General features: G+C 64.1%; 8 protein-coding genes. All 8 read left to right on the forward strand.

What is annotated here, in order from left to right:
• Positions 1–153: 153 nt before the first annotated feature.
• The 8 genes from ilvD (at position 154) to glgC (ending at position 16,854) form a co-directional block, all read left to right on the forward strand.
• Complete coding sequence (gene ilvD / locus ASG03_RS08910; protein ID WP_062475291.1) at positions 154–1,992, forward strand: dihydroxy-acid dehydratase; 1,839 nt, start codon at positions 154–156, stop codon at positions 1,990–1,992.
• Between the two features lie 247 nt (positions 1,993–2,239).
• Complete coding sequence (locus ASG03_RS08915; RefSeq protein ID WP_062693311.1) at positions 2,240–5,608, forward strand: transglutaminase family protein; 3,369 nt, start codon at positions 2,240–2,242, stop codon at positions 5,606–5,608.
• 6 nt (positions 5,609–5,614) lie between these two features.
• A complete protein-coding gene (locus ASG03_RS08920) occupies positions 5,615–8,050 on the forward strand; it encodes a circularly permuted type 2 ATP-grasp protein (protein ID WP_062693312.1) in 2,436 nt (811 codons plus the stop codon).
• A gap of 136 nt (positions 8,051–8,186) precedes the next feature.
• Positions 8,187–9,065: a transglutaminase family protein gene (locus tag ASG03_RS08925; RefSeq protein WP_062693313.1), complete on the forward strand. Its 879-nt coding sequence runs from the start codon at positions 8,187–8,189 to the stop codon at positions 9,063–9,065.
• Between the two features lie 192 nt (positions 9,066–9,257).
• Positions 9,258–10,511, forward strand: coding sequence for a vWA domain-containing protein (locus ASG03_RS08930; RefSeq protein ID WP_062693314.1), 1,254 nt, complete (start codon positions 9,258–9,260; stop codon positions 10,509–10,511).
• A 315-nt stretch (positions 10,512–10,826) separates the two neighbouring features.
• On the forward strand, positions 10,827–13,292 hold the full coding sequence (locus ASG03_RS08935; RefSeq protein ID WP_062475303.1) for a glycogen/starch/alpha-glucan phosphorylase: 2,466 nt from the start codon (positions 10,827–10,829) through the stop codon (positions 13,290–13,292).
• Positions 13,289–15,490: a 1,4-alpha-glucan branching protein GlgB gene (gene glgB / locus ASG03_RS08940; RefSeq protein WP_062693315.1), complete on the forward strand. Its 2,202-nt coding sequence runs from the start codon at positions 13,289–13,291 to the stop codon at positions 15,488–15,490. Before ASG03_RS08935 ends, glgB begins: the two co-directional genes overlap by 4 nt.
• 104 nt (positions 15,491–15,594) lie before the next feature.
• The gene (gene glgC, locus ASG03_RS08945; RefSeq protein ID WP_062475307.1) at positions 15,595–16,854 is read left to right on the forward strand and encodes a glucose-1-phosphate adenylyltransferase; all 1,260 of its coding nucleotides are present in this window, start codon (positions 15,595–15,597) and stop codon (positions 16,852–16,854) included.
• Positions 16,855–16,856: the final 2 nt, after the last annotated feature.

The following is a 16,856-nucleotide window of genomic DNA, read 5'->3' on the forward strand; positions in this document are numbered from 1 at the left end:
GCGAAAACTTGATCGCGGCGAACCGGATTGGCGTGAGAAGACCGTGACGCGACGGCAGTTTTACGCTAGGACGCCCCGAAACTGTCGTCGGACGTCGCGCCCAAGCGAATATCAGGCCCCGCCCGATCCTCACCAACGCCTCGAGGAAACGCCATGCCAGCCTATCGCTCCAGAACCACCACCCACGGCCGCAACATGGCCGGCGCCCGCGGCCTGTGGCGCGCCACCGGCATGAAGGACAGCGACTTCGGCAAGCCGATCATCGCCGTGGTCAACTCCTTCACCCAGTTCGTGCCGGGCCACGTGCACCTGAAGGACCTCGGCCAGCTGGTCGCCCGCGAGATCGAAGCGTCCGGCGGCGTCGCCAAGGAATTCAACACGATCGCGGTCGATGACGGCATCGCCATGGGCCATGACGGCATGCTCTACTCGCTGCCGTCGCGCGAGATCATCGCCGACTCGGTCGAATACATGGTGAATGCCCATTGCGCCGACGCGATGGTCTGCATTTCCAACTGCGACAAGATCACGCCCGGCATGCTGATGGCTTCGCTGCGCCTTAACATCCCGACCATCTTCGTCTCCGGTGGTCCGATGGAAGCCGGCAAGGTGCTTTTGTCCGATGGCAAGATCCACGCGCTCGACCTCGTGGACGCCATGGTGGCTGCGGCCGACGACAATATGTCGGATGCCGACGTCCAGACCATCGAGCGGTCCGCATGCCCGACCTGCGGCTCCTGCTCCGGCATGTTCACCGCAAATTCGATGAACTGTCTGACGGAAGCGCTCGGCCTGTCCCTGCCCGGCAACGGTTCGACGCTCGCCACGCATTCGGATCGCGAGAAGCTGTTCCTGGAGGCCGGCCGCAGCATCGTCGGCCTGACCAAGCGCTATTACGAACAGGACGACGAAACCGCGCTGCCGCGCACGATCGCCTCCAAGGGCGCGTTCGAGAATGCCATGGCGCTCGACATCGCCATGGGCGGCTCGACCAACACCGTCCTGCACATTCTGGCCGCCGCCCACGAAGGCGAAATCGATTTCAACCTCGACGACATCGACCGGCTGTCGCGCAAGGTGCCCTGCCTGTCGAAGGTGGCGCCGGCCAAGGCCGACGTCCACATGGAAGACGTGCATCGCGCAGGCGGCATCATGGCGATCCTGGGCGAACTGAACCGGGCCGGCCTCATCAATGCGGATCTGCCGACCGTGCACGCAAAAACGCTCGGCGATGCGCTGTCGCAATGGGACATTGCCGTTACCGACAATCCCGCCGCACTCGAACTCTTTTCCGCCGCACCCGGCGGCGTGCCGACGCAGGTGGCCTTCAGCCAGAGCGCCCGCTGGAAGGAGCTCGATTTCGACCGCGAAAAGGGCGTCATCCGCGACGCGCAGCACCCCTTCTCCAAGGATGGGGGCCTTGCCGTGCTCAAGGGCAACATCGCGCTCGACGGCTGCATCGTGAAGACCGCCGGCGTGGACGAGTCCATCCTCAAATTCTCGGGCCCCGCCCGCGTCTTTGAAAGCCAGGATGCGTCCGTCAAGGCGATCCTCTCCAACCAGGTGGTCGCGGGCGACGTCGTCGTCATCCGCTACGAAGGCCCGAAGGGCGGCCCCGGCATGCAGGAAATGCTCTATCCCACGAGCTACCTGAAATCGAAGGGCCTGGGGAAAGCCTGCGCGCTCATCACCGACGGGCGCTTCTCGGGCGGCACGTCCGGTCTCTCGATCGGTCACGTTTCCCCGGAAGCGGCCAATGGCGGCACGATCGGCCTCGTGCGCGAAGGCGACATGATCGATATCGACATCCCCAATCGCACGATCTCGCTGCGCGTTTCCGAAGACGAGCTGGCGCAGCGCCGAAGGGAGCAGGATGCCTATGGCTGGAAGCCGACGGAAGAGCGCAAGCGCAAGGTTACGACGGCGCTGAAGGCCTATGCCGCCTTCGCAACCTCGGCCGACCGCGGTGCCGTCCGCATCCTGCCCGAGTAGGAAAACATCCGGGCCTGCCGCTGACGGCAGGCCCGGATCCCGGCGGCTCAAAGCGGGCCGGCGCGGGTGACGAAGGCTGACAAAACCGGTCGATCACGGTCGGACCGCAGCCTGCCTTGGCAGCGAGACGGCGCGTCATCCGGTCCCGTCGCAGCAGACGACCTGCCGATTTTTCAGCCTTGCTTTATTTCGTTGCATTGCACACAGTCCCGGCATGATGGCCATCATCCGTCATCGAGGGGACCGCATGTCGATCAAAGCCAGCATCTATCATCTGACCCATTACACCTATGACCGGCCGGTCCGCCTCGGCCCGCAGGTGATCCGGCTGAAGCCGGCCCCGCATTCCAAGACGAAGGTGCTGAGCCATTCCCTCAAGGTAACCCCTGCCAACCATTTCGTGACCCTGCAGCAGGATCCCTACGGCAGCTACCTCGCGCGGTACGTCTTCCCCGACCCGGTGACCGAGTTCAAGATCGAAGTCGATCTCGTGGCCGACATGACCGTCTACAATCCGTTCGATTTCTTCGTGGAAGAAAGCGCCGAGACCTGGCCCTTCGACTATCCCGCCGATATCCGGCAAGACCTGGAGATCTACAGCCGGCCGGAGCCGGCCGGCCCTGCCCTCCAGGCCTATCTCGATGGCCTCGACCGCACGCCGATGAACACGGTCGACTTCGTGGTCGGCATCAACATGCGTCTGCAGCAGGCGGTCAACTACGTCATCCGCATGGAGCCCGGCGTGCAGACGCCCGAGGAGACCCTGACGAAGGCGCTCGGCTCCTGCCGCGACAGCAGCTGGCTTCTCGTCCAGATCCTGCGCCATCTCGGCCTCGCCGCACGCTTCGTATCCGGCTATCTCATCCAGCTGGCGCCGGATTTGAAGGCCCTTGACGGGCCCTCCGGCACCGAGGTGGATTTCACCGACCTGCACGCCTGGTGCGAGGTCTATCTTCCCGGCGCCGGCTGGGTCGGGCTCGATCCGACCTCGGGCCTCCTCACGGGCGAAAGCCATATTCCGCTGTCAGCCACGCCGCACTACAGCAACGCCGCGCCGATCGCCGGCGGCTTTTCCGGCGATCCAGACACGCAGACCGCCTTCGCTTTCGAGATGCGGGTCGACCGTGTCGCCGAGCATCCGCGGATCACCAAGCCGTTTTCCGACCAGAGCTGGGACGCCCTGAACGCGCTCGGCCACGAGGTGGACGCCGCGCTTACAGCCAACGACGTCCGCCTGACCATGGGGGGAGAGCCGACCTTCGTGTCGATCGACGACTTCGAATCCGGCGAATGGAACACGGACGCGGTCGGACCGACGAAGCGCGCCAAGGCCGACGACCTGATCCGGCGCCTGCGCGAGCGTTTCGCCCCCGGCGGCTTCCTCCATTACGGTCAGGGAAAGTGGTATCCTGGCGAAAGTCTGCCGCGCTGGACCTTCTCGCTCTATTGGCGCCGCGATGGCGTGCCGATCTGGCGCAATCCGGATCTCGTCGCGCGCGAGCACGTGGACACCAAGGCGGGACCGGAAGAAGCCGAAAAGCTGCTGACCGGCATTGCCGTGGCGCTCGGGATCGAGCCGGACATGGTCCTGCCGGCCTATGAAGATCCGGCAGAATGGATCATCAAGGAAGGCAGCCTGCCGGAAAATGTCGATCCGTCCAATTCCAAGCTGAAGGATGCCGAGGAACGCAGCCGCATCGCCCGCGTCTTCGAGCGCGGACTGACGGTCCCCACCGGCTTCGTGCTGCCCGTACAGGCCTGGAATGCGCACGCCTCGGGCGAGCAGGCGGCCGGTCGCCGGTGGATGAGCGAACGCTGGCGTACGCGCCGGGGCAAGATCTTTCTCGTGCCGGGCGACAGCCCGGTCGGCTACCGCATCCCGCTCGGCGCCCTGCCCTATATCCCGCCGCCCCAGTTTCCCTATATCCACGAGGCCGACCCTTCGATCCCCCGCGCCTCCCTGCCGGACTTTCCCGTCGGCCCGGACCGCTCCGCTACGGCTCAGAAACCCGATCGTGCGATGGCGGAGGCCTCCTTCCAGGCTGCGGAAGCGCAGCAGGACCGCAACGAACAGGTGCTGGCCGAGATTGGCGGTGCCGTGCGCACGGCGATGACCGTGGAGCCCCAGAACGGCCGCCTCTGCGTCTTCATGCCGCCCGTGGAGCGGATCGAGGACTATCTCGACCTGATCGCCGCCGCCGAAACAGCCGCGAGCGACCTGGGACTGGCCGTCCATATCGAAGGATACGCGCCGCCGCATGACGAGCGCGTCAACGTCATGCGCGTCGCCCCGGATCCCGGCGTCATCGAAGTCAACGTGCATCCGGCCGCAAGCTGGCAGGAATGCGTCGACATCACCTCGGTCATCTACGAGGAGGCGCGCCAGTCGCGGCTGGGGGCGGACAAGTTCATGATCGACGGTCGCCACACCGGCACCGGCGGCGGAAATCACGTGGTGGTCGGCGGACGAAACCCGAACGACAGCCCGTTCCTTCGTCGTCCGGACCTGTTGAAAAGTCTCGTGATCCACTGGCAGCGCCACCCGTCGCTCTCCTACCTGTTTTCAGGCATGTTCATCGGCCCGACCAGCCAGGCGCCGCGCATCGACGAGGCGCGTCACGACAGTCTTTACGAGCTCGAGACCGCCATGGCGCAGGTGCCGCTGCCCGGCGAGGGCGTGCCGCCGCTGCCCTGGCTGACCGACCGCCTGTTCCGCAACCTGCTGACGGACGTGACCGGCAACACGCATCGCTCGGAAATCTGCATCGACAAGCTGTTCTCGCCCGATGGCCCGACCGGTCGTCTCGGCCTCGTCGAGTTCCGCGGCTTTGAAATGCCGCCGAACGCGCGCATGTCGCTCGCCCAGCAGCTTCTGGTGCGCGCCCTCATCGCCCGTTTCTGGCAAAATCCGATCGATGGCCGTCTCGTGCGCTGGGGTACGACCCTGCACGACCGCTTCATGCTGCCGCACCATGTCTGGGCCGACTTCCTCGACGTCCTCGCCGACCTCCGCGCCAACGGCTTCGATTTCCGTCCGGAATGGTTCGAGGCGCAGCTGGAGTTCCGCTTCCCGTTCTGCGGCGAGGTGATCTACGAGGGGGCGAAACTCGAGCTGCGACAGGCGCTGGAGCCCTGGAACGTCATGGGCGAGCAGGGTGCGATCGGCGGGACCGTGCGCTACGTCGACAGCTCGGTCGAACGCTTGCAGGTGCGCTTCGAGACCGCCAATCCCGGCCGCTATACCGTGGCCTGCAACGGCCGCCCGGTGCCGCTCAACGCGACGGGCGTGAACGGCGTCTCCGTCGCCGGCGTGCGCTACAAGGCCTGGCAGCCGGCTGCCGGGCTGCACCCGGTGCTGCCGGTCAACACGCCCCTGACCTTCGATATTTACGACACCTGGTCGCAACGTTCGATCGGCGGCTGCATCTACCATGTAGCCCATCCCGGCGGCCGCAACTACGACACGTTCCCGGTCAACGGCAACGAGGCGGAAGCGCGGCGGCTGGCGCGGTTCGAGCCCTGGGGTCATACGGCCGGCGGCTATGTGCTGGCGCCGGAACCGCCCTCGCCGGAGTTTCCCTTCACCCTGGACCTGCGCCGGCCTGCGGGACTGTAAAGCGACATGACACAAAAGCCGACGGCAGAGGCCATCAAGGGGAGACACGGTAGCACGAGCGCCGGGAGCGCCAAGGGCGACAACCCGGTCGCCGACTATCGCGCGCTTCCCGGCATCGCGGACGAGATGGTGGATGCACACGGCAAGGTGCGGCCGGTCTGGCAGAATCTTGTTTCCGCCATCGGCCGCATGGATGCAGCGGAGCTTGCCAACCGCTTCGCCCGCGCCGATCGGTATCTCCGGGATGCCGGCGTTTTCTATCGCGCCTACGGGACGAAGGAAAACTCCGAACGCAACTGGCCGCTGTCGCATATCCCCGTGCTGATCGCCGAGCGCGAATGGGAGAACCTGTCGCGCGGTCTCATCCAGCGCGCCGACCTGCTGGAGCGGATCGCGGCCGACATTTACGGGCCCAACACGCTCGTCAACGAAGGCTTTCTGCCGCCGTCTCTCGTCGGCGGGAACGCGGAATTCCTCCGCCCCATGGTCGGCGTAAAGCCGGCCGACGGCAATTTCCTGCACTTCGTGTCGTTCGAGATCGGGCGTGGCCCGGACGGAAACTGGTGGGTGCTCGCTGACCGCACGGAAGCCCCATCCGGCGCCGGCTTCGCACTCGAAAACCGGGTCGCGACGACACGCGCCTTCTCCGACATCTACGCCGAGACCCATGTCCATCGTCTCGCCCGCTTTTTCGTCGCCTTCCGCGATGCCCTGCAGATGCGCAAGCGTTCGCCGGATGACCGCATCGCCGTGCTGACGCCGGGCCTTGCCAACGAGACCTATTTCGAACACGCCTATATCGCCCGCTATCTCGGCTTCATGCTGCTGGAAGGCGAGGACCTCACCGTGGTGGACGGGCGCGTGATGGTGCGCACCGTCGCCGGCCTGAAGCCGGTCGGCATTCTCTGGCGACGGCTGGACTCCTCCTTCGCCGATCCCCTCGAGCTCAATCAGCGCTCCCATATCGGCACGCCCGGTCTTCTGGCGGCGTTGCGTGCCGGCACCGTGTCGATCGTCAACGCGCTCGGCTCCGGCATTCTGGAAACACGCGCGCTGCTCGCCTTCATGCCGACCATCTGCCATCATCTGCTCGGGGAAGATCTGCTGCTGCCGAGCATCGCCACCTGGTGGTGCGGGCAGAAGCCGGAACGGGAGCAGGTGGCGCGCAACATCGAGAAGATGGTTATCGGGCCTGCCTATTCGACCCGCCCCTTTTTCGACGACAACGGCCAGTCGGTGCTGGGATCAGCGATGCGCGAAACCGCCAAGCTGTCGATCCGCGACTGGCTGGAGAATGAGGGGCAGAAACTGGTCGGCCAGGAGGTCGTCACCCTGTCGACGACGCCGGCCTGGGTCGATGGCAAGCTTACACCGCGCCCGATGAGTCTGCGCGTCTACCTCGCCCGGACGCGGAACGGCTGGCAGGTCATGCCCGGCGGCTTTGCGCGGATTTCCAGCGGCGCGGATGCCGCGGCCATCGCCATGCAGGCGGGCGGCTCCGCAGCCGACGTCTGGATCGTCAGCGATCGCCCCGTCGAGCGCACCACCCTCCTCACCTCCGACGAAACCTTCATCCGCACCATGCCCGGCAGCCTGCCGAGCCGCGCGGCCGACAACCTTTTCTGGCTCGGCCGCTATATCGAACGTTCGGAAGGCGCGCTGCGAATCCTGCGCGCCTGGCACGGGCGCTTCGCCGAAAATGCCAACAGCGAAATGCCGCTGCTGAAGAACGTTTCCGACTATCTGAAAGTGCTCGACATCGACAGCGCGCAGCCCGTGCCCGATAGCCTCGTCGCCAATATCGACAGCGCTCTCTACTCTGCGAGCAATATCCGCGACCGCTTTTCCGCCGATGGCTGGCTCGCGCTGAACGATCTGTCGAAAACGGTACGGAAATTTCGGGCGACGGTCGAAGCCGGCGATGACGCGACGCATGCCATGACCATCCTGCTGCGCAAGCTTGCCGGCTTTGCCGGTCTCGTGCACGAAAACATGTACCGCTTCACCGGCTGGCGGTTTCTGTCGATCGGACGATATCTCGAGCGCGGCATGCATATGACCCGGCTGCTCGGCCACATGTCCGGCCGGGATGCGCCGGACGGATCGCTCGACATGTTGCTGGAAATCGGCGACAGCGTGATGACCCACCGGCGCCGCTACAACGTGAACACGGCCCCCTTGACGGTGACCGACCTCCTGGCGCTCGACCCGCTCAACCCACGGTCCATCCTCTACCAGCTGAACGAGATCCGCGCCGAAGTCGAGCAACTGCCAAACGCCTATGCCAACGGCCAGATGTCGCCCTTCTATCGCGAGGCGGTACGCTTGCATTCGGGTCTTGCGGTGATGACGCCCGAGGGGATGACCAGCGAGGTCTATGATCATCTCGAGAAGGACATGGAGCGTTTCTCCGACATTCTCGCCCAGACCTATCTGAGCTGACCGGCGTCACGACGGCACGTGTCACAAGCTTCTTCCGGTCGCTGCTTTTCTGATGCGCCGCTGCGTCAAACAGGGCATAGAGTGGGACGGACGGCTCTGCCACGCGACAGGGCGGGGCGACAGGCGCGGCGGATCCATGCTCTACGACATCAGCCTCAAGATCACCTACAGCTACGAGATCCCGGTGTCCGGCGGGCGCCATATCGTGCGCGTCCTGCCCCTGTCCCTGCCCGCGCGCCAGCGGCTGGTGGCCGGCACCGTCACCTGCTCCCCCGTGCCCGAGGAGCGGACCGACATGTTCGACTTCTTCCAGAACCCGGCGACGTCCATCCTTTTTCGCAAGTTGCATGACGAACTGGTGATCCATATGAAGGCGCGGGTGCAGCTGGATGCGGCCATGCCGACGGCCGACTTCTCGCCGGATCTTGCCGCCTTCCCTGCGGAGATCGGTGCCGTCTGGTCGCTCGATGCCGGTTCGCCACACCATTTCCTCGCACCGAGCCCCCGCCTTGCCGAGGATCCGACGATCGCGGCCTATGCCCGCGGGCTCGCTAAGCCCGGCATGACGGTTCGCGAGATCGCAGGTCTCCTGTGCGAGCGGATCTACAGGGATTTCAAATACGACCCCAAGGCGACGTCCGTCGACAGCACCCCGATCGAGGCCTTCCGCCTGAAAAAAGGCGTGTGCCAGGATTTCGCGCATATCATGATCGTCGCGCTGCGTGCGCTCGGCATTCCCGCCGGCTATGTCAGCGGGTTTCTGCGCACGCTGCCGCCGCCGGGCAAGGAGCGCCTGGAAGGGGCCGACGCGATGCACGCCTGGGTGCGCGTCTGGTGCGGCAAGACGCTGGGCTGGGTGGAACTCGACCCGACCAACAACGTCCCGGCCGGCACCGACCACATCGTCGTCGGTCACGGACGCGACTATTCCGATGTCGCCCCTGTGATCGGCGTTCTCAAAAGCTATGGCAGCCACAAAACGGATCAGGCGGTCGACGTCGTGCCCGTTTCCTGACGCTGCCCCGCCCTCATCTGTGCCGTTCCGCACCACCTGTCCCGCCCGCGGGACAGGCCGGCGATGAAAATCCGCGATGCCCGTAAAAGTTTAACGTCTCTCGTAAGCGAGCGCCAACGAAGCCCTGCTATTCGGGGGCGACGGCTGGCGACAGAACCATCGTCGAGCGGAACGTGAACGCGGGAGACGGATATGACAGGCATGATCGGCTTGGTCGGACGCAGCCTGAAGGACAGGAGCGGCAACATCGCGCTGATGGCGGCCATGGTCCTTCCCGTCGTTCTCTTCGGTGCCGGCGTCGCGGTCGACACGACCAACATCGTCCTGCAAAAGAACCGGTTGCAGGCAGCCGTCGACAGCGGTGCGCTGGCCGCAGCGTCAGGGCTTGCAAACAAGCATATGAGTGTGGACGAGGCCAAGAAGACGGCGCGCGACTATCTCGTCACGGCGATGCGAACCACCGCGTCGAGCCTCGTGCCGGATGGCGCCGGCGCAGCCGGAGCCGAAGCCGGCGCCAAACAGGCGAAGGCAGACCAGGAGCTGATCGACAATACGGTGATCTCGATCGAGCCCAAAACCCTTCAGACGGGCGCCAAGGCTTACGACATCAGTGTCCAGACCACGCTGACCGTCGAACTCAATGCCATGACCCGCCTCCTCAGCAGCGGCGTCGTCAACCTCGCCGCAACCGGCAAGTCGGAGGGCGTATCGGAAACGAAGAATGCCCTGTCCATGGTGCTCGTGCTCGATCGCTCCGGATCGATGGCCTGGAAGACGGACACGACGGACCCTTCGACCAGCGGCTGCTATATCTACGAGGAAGCCTATTGGCCGAAATCCAAGTGGAACGTGCCCTGCTACGTCTCCAAGATCGATACGCTGAAGAAGGCGGTCAAAAGCCTCCTCACCCAGTTGAAGACCGCCGACCCGAACGCGGACTATGTGAGAACGTCGGCCGTTTCCTACAACAATGCACAGGATCCGGCCGGCACCCTGTCCTGGGGCACCGCCAGCACGGAGACCTATGTCAACGCTCTGATCGCCTCGGGGGGAACCGACTCCAGCGACGCCTTCACATCGGCCTATCGCGATCTGTCGAAGGCCATCGAGCTGCAGGCCCACGCCCAGAAAAGTGGCGCCGTGCCGACCAAATACATCGTCTTCATGACGGATGGCGAGAACAACTATTTCCAAAACAAGACCGGCGCCGCGCAGGCGACCCGATCCGACGATGCCACGAAGTTCTATTGCGACAAGGCCCGGGAAGACGGCATCAAGGTCTTTACCGTCGCCTTCAAGGCACCCAAGCGCGGCCAGACGCTGCTTCAGGGCTGCGCAACGGATGCCAGTTACTACTTCCAGGCGGAAAAGAGCGAGGATCTCGTCGCCGCATTCAAGGCGATCGGCGACAAGGCCAGCAGCCTCGTGGTCCGGCTGACGCAGTAATCACCGTTTGATCCCTGAAGGACTGAGAAACCGCGCGATCCGTTCGCGCGGTTTTTGCGCGCGCAGGCCTCCAGCTCGACCGCTGTCCTGGGCTGTCGGGAAGTCTTCGGCGTCAGCGTCGGCCTACCCCTTGCACGCGCGACCGAGCCGGCTAAAGACGGTCGGCATGCGGACGCCACGCCCCGGGTTCATTTTACATCCTCTTGAAAACACTTATTGCAAGCGCTTCGTATCGGTGCATACATTGCGGAAAATCTCTGTCGGCATGCGCCATCGGTGGTGTCGGAACAACGTTCAAGAGGGTAGCCCGGATCCATGGTCAGCCATATCTCCAATGAGAAAATTCCGCACGCCGCACGCCGTGAGTCGAGCGCCGAAATTCTGGCGCAGGAGATCATCGAGCGCCTGACCTACCGCATCGGCAAGGACCCGAAAGTGGCCAAGCCGCACGACTGGCTGACGGCCGCCATCCTGGTCGTGCGCGACCGCATCACCGACAACTGGATGGAGTCCACCCGCAAGGCGTATTCCGAGAGCTCCAAGCGCGTCTATTACCTCTCGCTCGAGTTCCTCATCGGCCGCCTGATGCGCGATGCCGTGACCAATATCGGCCTGATGGACGAGTTGAAGGAAGCCTTGGCCTCCTTCGGCGTCGATATCGACGTGATCGCCGAACTGGAGCCGGACGCCGCCCTCGGCAATGGCGGTCTCGGCCGGCTCGCTGCCTGTTTCATGGAGAGCATGGCAAGCGTCGACATCCCGGCCTACGGCTACGGCATCCGTTATGTCCACGGCCTTTTCCGCCAGCAGATGGCGGACGGCTGGCAGGTCGAGCTGCCGGAAACCTGGCTGGCGCACGGCAACCCCTGGGAGTTCGAGCGGCGCGAAAGCTCCTACGAGATCGGTTTCGGCGGCTCGGTCGAAACGGTCAATATCGACGAGGAACTGACCCGCTATGTCTGGAAGCCGGCAGAGCGCGTGATCGCCACGGCCTGCGACACGCCGGTCGTCGGCTGGCGCGGCAAGCGCACCAATACGCTGCGCCTCTGGAGTGCCCACCCGATCGATCCCATCCTGCTCGACGCCTTCAATGCCGGCGACCACATCGGTGCGCTGCGCGAAAGCAACAAGGCCGAGGCGCTTGCCCGCGTGCTCTATCCGGCAGACGCGACGCCGGCCGGCCAGGAATTGCGCCTGCGCCAGGAGTTCTTCTTCTCCTCGGCCTCGCTGCAGGACATCCTGCGCCGCCATCTCCAGCAGTATCCGGACTTCACATCGCTGCCGGACAAGGTCGCCATCCAGCTGAACGATACGCATCCCGCCGTCTCGGTCGCAGAACTGGTCCGCCTGCTGACGGACGTCCACGGCATCGACTTCGACACGGCCTGGGACCTTGCCCGCCGCACGTTCTCCTACACCAATCACACGCTGCTGCCGGAGGCTCTGGAAACCTGGCCCGTCCCGCTCTTCGAGCGCCTCCTGCCGCGGCACATGCAGATCATCTACGCGATCAACGCGAAGATCCTGATCGAGGCGCGGAAGCTTCCGGATTATAGCGACCAGCAGGTGCGCAACATCTCCCTGATCGACGAAAGCGGCGACCGCCGCGTCCGCATGGGCAATCTCGCCTTTGTCGGCTCGCACTCGATCAACGGCGTTTCCGCACTCCACACGGATCTCATGAAGATCACGGTGTTTGCCGACCTGCACAAGCTGTACCCCAAGCGCATCAACAACAAGACCAACGGCATCACGCCGCGCCGCTGGCTGATGCAGTGCAATCCCGAGCTCTTTTCGCTGATCCGCGAGACGATCGGCGACGATTTCATGGACGATGCCGAGGCCCTGAAGGCGCTGGATGCCCATGCCGACAACCCGGTCTTCCAGGAACGTTTCGCCGCCATCAAGCGCGACAACAAGGTGCGTCTGGCGCAACTCGTCCAGAGCCGGATGGGCATCCGCATCAACCCGTCAGCCATGTTCGACATCCAGATCAAGCGGATCCACGAATACAAGCGCCAGCTCCTGAACATCATCGAGGCGATCTCGCTCTACGACCAGATTCGCTCGCATCCCGAGCTGGACTGGGTTCCGCGCGTCAAGCTTTTTGCCGGCAAGGCGGCGCCGAGCTATCACAATGCCAAGCTCATCATCAAGCTGGCGAACGACGTGGCCCGGGTCATCAACAACGACCCTGCCGTCCGCGGCCTGCTGAAGATCGTCTTCATTCCGAACTACAACGTCTCGCTCGCGGAGATCATGGTGCCGGCGGCCGACCTGTCGGAACAGATTTCGACGGCCGGGATGGAAGCGTCCGGAACCGGCAACATGAAGTTCGCGTTGAATGGTGCGCTGACGATCGGCACGCTCGATGGCGCCAATGTCGAGATGCGCGATTGCGTGGGTGAGGAGAACATCAAGATTTTCGGAATGACGGCGGAAGAGGTTTCCAACCTGCGTCGAGATGGCCACGAACCCCGGGCCGTCATCGAGGCGTCGCGCGAACTTTCGCAGGCGCTCCAGGCGGTGGCCTCCGGCGTGTTCTCGCCCGACGACCGCAGCCGCTTTGCCGGGCTGATCGACGGCATCTACGCCCACGACTGGTTCATGGTTGCAGCCGACTTCGACGCCTATGCGAAAGCACAGCGCGAGGTCGACGCGATCTGGACCGATACCAAGCAATGGTATGGCAAGACCATTCGCAACACGGCGCGGATGGGCTGGTTCTCGTCGGACAGGACGATTCGGCAGTATGCCGATGAGATTTGGAGAGCCGGATGACCTCCGAGCTGAAAGAGGTCTCGTCGACGGCCTATCTGTCGGATGACGAGGTAGCAGCCTTCATCGAGGGCACGCATACCAATCCGTTTGCGAGTCTCGGGCCGCACATGGTTGGCAAGGATGTCGTGGTCCGCTGCTTCCTGCCAGGCGCCACCCATGTGTCGGTCGAGACGCTGTCCGGCAAGGATCTCGGGGCGCTCGCGCTTCGCCACGATGCCGGCTTCTTCGAGGGCATGGTCGGCCTGCGCAAGGCACAACCCCTGCGTTACCGGGCCGAGAATGCCGGCGGCAGCTGGACCGTCACCGATCCCTACAGCTTCGGGCCCGTCCTCGGACCGATGGACGATTACTATATTCGGGAGGGTTCGCATCTTCGCCTGTTCGACAAGCTGGGCGCCCACCCCGTGCGTCACGAGGGCGCCGATGGTTTCCACTTCGCCGTCTGGGCGCCGAACGCGCGCCGGGTGTCGGTGGTCGGCGCCTTCAACGCATGGGACGGGCGTCGACATGTCATGCGCCTGCGTCTCGACACGGGCATCTGGGAAATCTTCATTCCCGATGTCCATGCCGGAACGCCCTACAAGTTCGAAATCATGGGGCCGGACGGGCAACTGCAGCCGTTGAAGGCCGATCCGTTCGCACGCCGCTCCGAGCTCCGCCCGGAAACGGCGTCGATCACCACCCCGGAGATCGCACAGGTTTGGGAAGACGAGGCGCACCGTGCGCATTGGGCGTCCGCCGACGCACGCCGTCAGCCGATCTCGATCTACGAGGTGCATGCGGGTTCCTGGCAGCGCGGCGACAACGGCGCGTTCCTGAGCTGGGATGAGATGGCCAGCCGGCTGATCCCCTACTGCGTCGACATGGGCTTCACCCATATCGAATTCCTTCCGGTCAGCGAATTTCCCTACGATCCGTCCTGGGGTTACCAGACGACGGGGCTCTATGCGCCCACGGCCCGCTTCGGAGAGCCTGAGGGCTTTGCGCGCTTCGTCAACGGCGCCCACAAGGTCGGCCTCGGCGTGATCCTCGACTGGGTTCCGGCCCACTTTCCGACGGATGCCCATGGGCTGCGCCAGTTCGACGGAACCGCGCTCTACGAACATGAAGATCCCCGGCAGGGTTTCCACCCGGACTGGAACACGGCGATCTACAATTTCGGCCGCGCCGAAGTGTTTGCCTATCTCGTCAACAACGCGCTCTACTGGGCCGAGAAATTCCATCTCGATGGGCTGCGCGTCGATGCGGTGGCATCCATGCTCTACCTCGACTATTCGCGAAAGCACGGCGAATGGGTCCCGAACGAATATGGCGGCAACGAGAATCTCGATGCCGTCCGCTTCCTGCAGACGATGAACAAGGAGGTCTACGGCAGCCACCCCGGCATCCTGACCATCGCGGAGGAAAGCACCTCCTGGCCCGGCGTCTCCGCGCCGGTCCATGTCGGCGGCCTCGGCTTCGGCTTCAAGTGGAACATGGGGTTCATGCACGACACGCTGCAATATCTTGCGCGTGACGCCATCCATCGCAAGCACCACCACAACGACCTGACCTTCGGTCTCGTCTACGCCTTCAGCGAGAACTTCGTTCTGCCCCTGTCCCACGACGAAGTGGTGCACGGCAAGGGCTCGCTGGTCGCCAAGATGCCGGGCGACGACTGGCAGAAATTTGCCAATCTGCGGGCCTATTACGGCTTCATGTGGGGTTACCCCGGCAAGAAGCTGCTGTTCATGGGACAGGAGTTCGCCCAATGGTCGGAATGGTCGGAGGAGCGCGGTCTTGACTGGAGCCTGCTCGAGTATCCGTTACACCAGGGCATGCGACGGCTGGTCCGTGATCTCAACGGCACCTATCGCAACAAGCAGGCGCTGCATGCACGCGACTGCGAAGGCGAAGGCTTCGAATGGCTGATCGCCGACGACAGCGACAATTCGGTCTTTGCATGGTTGCGCAAGGCGCCGGGTCAGAAGGCCGTCGCCGTCATCTCGAACTTTACGCCCGTCTACCGCGAGGTCTACTCCATTCCCTTGCCGACCGAGGGGCGCTGGCGGGAGATCCTCAACACCGATGCCGAGATCTACGGCGGCAGCGGCAAGGGAAATGGGGGCGTGGTTCACGCGGTGCGCACCGCGTCGGGAGAGATCCGCGCGGACCTGACATTGCCGCCCCTTGCCACGCTGATGCTGGAGCAGGACTGACATCGACCGAGCCGGATTTTCGTCCGGCACAAGAGCACATGCAGGGCTACCCGTTTGAGAGGGCGGGCAGACCGGCCAAGAGACCGCAAAATCGGGAGGATAGAATGGAAAAACGCATACAGCCCCTGGCACGTGACGCCATGGCCTACGTTCTGGCCGGCGGCCGCGGGAGCCGTCTGAAGGAACTGACGGACCGTCGCGCCAAGCCTGCCGTCTATTTCGGCGGCAAGGCGCGCATCATCGACTTTGCCCTGTCGAATGCGCTGAATTCCGGCATCCGCCGCATTGGCGTCGCGACGCAATACAAGGCCCACTCGCTGATCCGCCACCTGCAGAACGGCTGGAACTTCTTCAGACCCGAACGAAACGAGAGCTTCGACATCCTGCCGGCCTCCCAGCGTGTGTCGGAAACACAGTGGTACGAAGGCACCGCGGACGCGGTCTACCAGAACATCGACATCATCGAGGATCACGGTGTCGAGTACATGGTGATCCTGGCCGGCGACCATATCTACAAGATGGACTACGAGCTGATGCTCCAGCAGCACGTGGACAGCGGTGCCGACGTCACCATCGGCTGCCTCGAAGTGCCGCGCATGGAAGCGACCGGATTCGGCGTCATGCATGTCGATGAACAGGACCGCATCATCGCCTTCGTCGAAAAACCCGCAGATCCGCCGGGCATTCCCGGCAACCCGGAAATGGCCTTGGCGTCCATGGGCATCTACGTGTTCCACACGAAGTTCCTGATGGACATCCTGCGGCGCGATGCGGCCGACCCGACCTCCAGCCGCGACTTCGGCAAGGACATCATTCCCTACATCGTGAGCCACGGGAAGGCGATCGCCCACCGCTTCAACGAATCCTGCGTGCGCTCGGACTTCGAGCGCGAGGCCTATTGGCGCGATGTCGGCACGATCGATGCCTACTGGCAGGCCAATATCGACCTGACCCATGTCACCCCCGAGCTCGACATCTACGACAGCACCTGGCCGATCTGGACCTTTGCCGAGATCAAGCCCCCGGCAAAGTTCGTCCATGACGACGAGAACCGGCGCGGGTCGGCAACCTCCTCGCTGGTCTCGGGCGACTGCATCATCTCCGGTGCATCGCTCAATCGCAGCATGCTGTTTACCGGCGTCCGGGTGAATTCCTTCTCCCGCCTCGACGGCGCCGTGATCCTGCCGAGCGTAAAGATCGGCCGTCACGCGCAGTTGAAGAACGTCGTCATCGACAGCCGGGTCGTCATCCCCGAAGGCCTCGTGGTGGGTGAAGATCCCGACCTCGATGCGAAGCGGTTCCGGCGCTCGGAGAACGGCATCTGCCTGATCACCCAGCCGATGATCGACAAGCTGGGACTGTGAGG

The organism is Rhizobium sp. Leaf341, assembly GCF_001424325.1.
In the GTDB taxonomy this organism is placed as follows: domain Bacteria; phylum Pseudomonadota; class Alphaproteobacteria; order Rhizobiales; family Rhizobiaceae; genus Ferranicluibacter.

What these genes read in the sequence shown, in the direction of transcription:
- ASG03_RS08935 (WP_062475303.1), top strand. Translation starts at nt 10,827, where the DNA reads ATGGTCAGCCATATCTCCAATGAGAAAATTCCGCACGCCGCACGCCGT.
- ASG03_RS08915 (WP_062693311.1), top strand. Translation starts at nt 2,240, where the DNA reads ATGTCGATCAAAGCCAGCATCTATCATCTGACCCATTACACCTATGAC.
- glgB (WP_062693315.1), top strand. Translation starts at nt 13,289, where the DNA reads ATGACCTCCGAGCTGAAAGAGGTCTCGTCGACGGCCTATCTGTCGGAT.
- glgC (WP_062475307.1), top strand. Translation starts at nt 15,595, where the DNA reads ATGGAAAAACGCATACAGCCCCTGGCACGTGACGCCATGGCCTACGTT.
- ASG03_RS08920 (WP_062693312.1), top strand. Translation starts at nt 5,615, where the DNA reads ATGACACAAAAGCCGACGGCAGAGGCCATCAAGGGGAGACACGGTAGC.
- ASG03_RS08930 (WP_062693314.1), top strand. Translation starts at nt 9,258, where the DNA reads ATGACAGGCATGATCGGCTTGGTCGGACGCAGCCTGAAGGACAGGAGC.
- ASG03_RS08925 (WP_062693313.1), top strand. Translation starts at nt 8,187, where the DNA reads ATGCTCTACGACATCAGCCTCAAGATCACCTACAGCTACGAGATCCCG.
- ilvD (WP_062475291.1), top strand. Translation starts at nt 154, where the DNA reads ATGCCAGCCTATCGCTCCAGAACCACCACCCACGGCCGCAACATGGCC.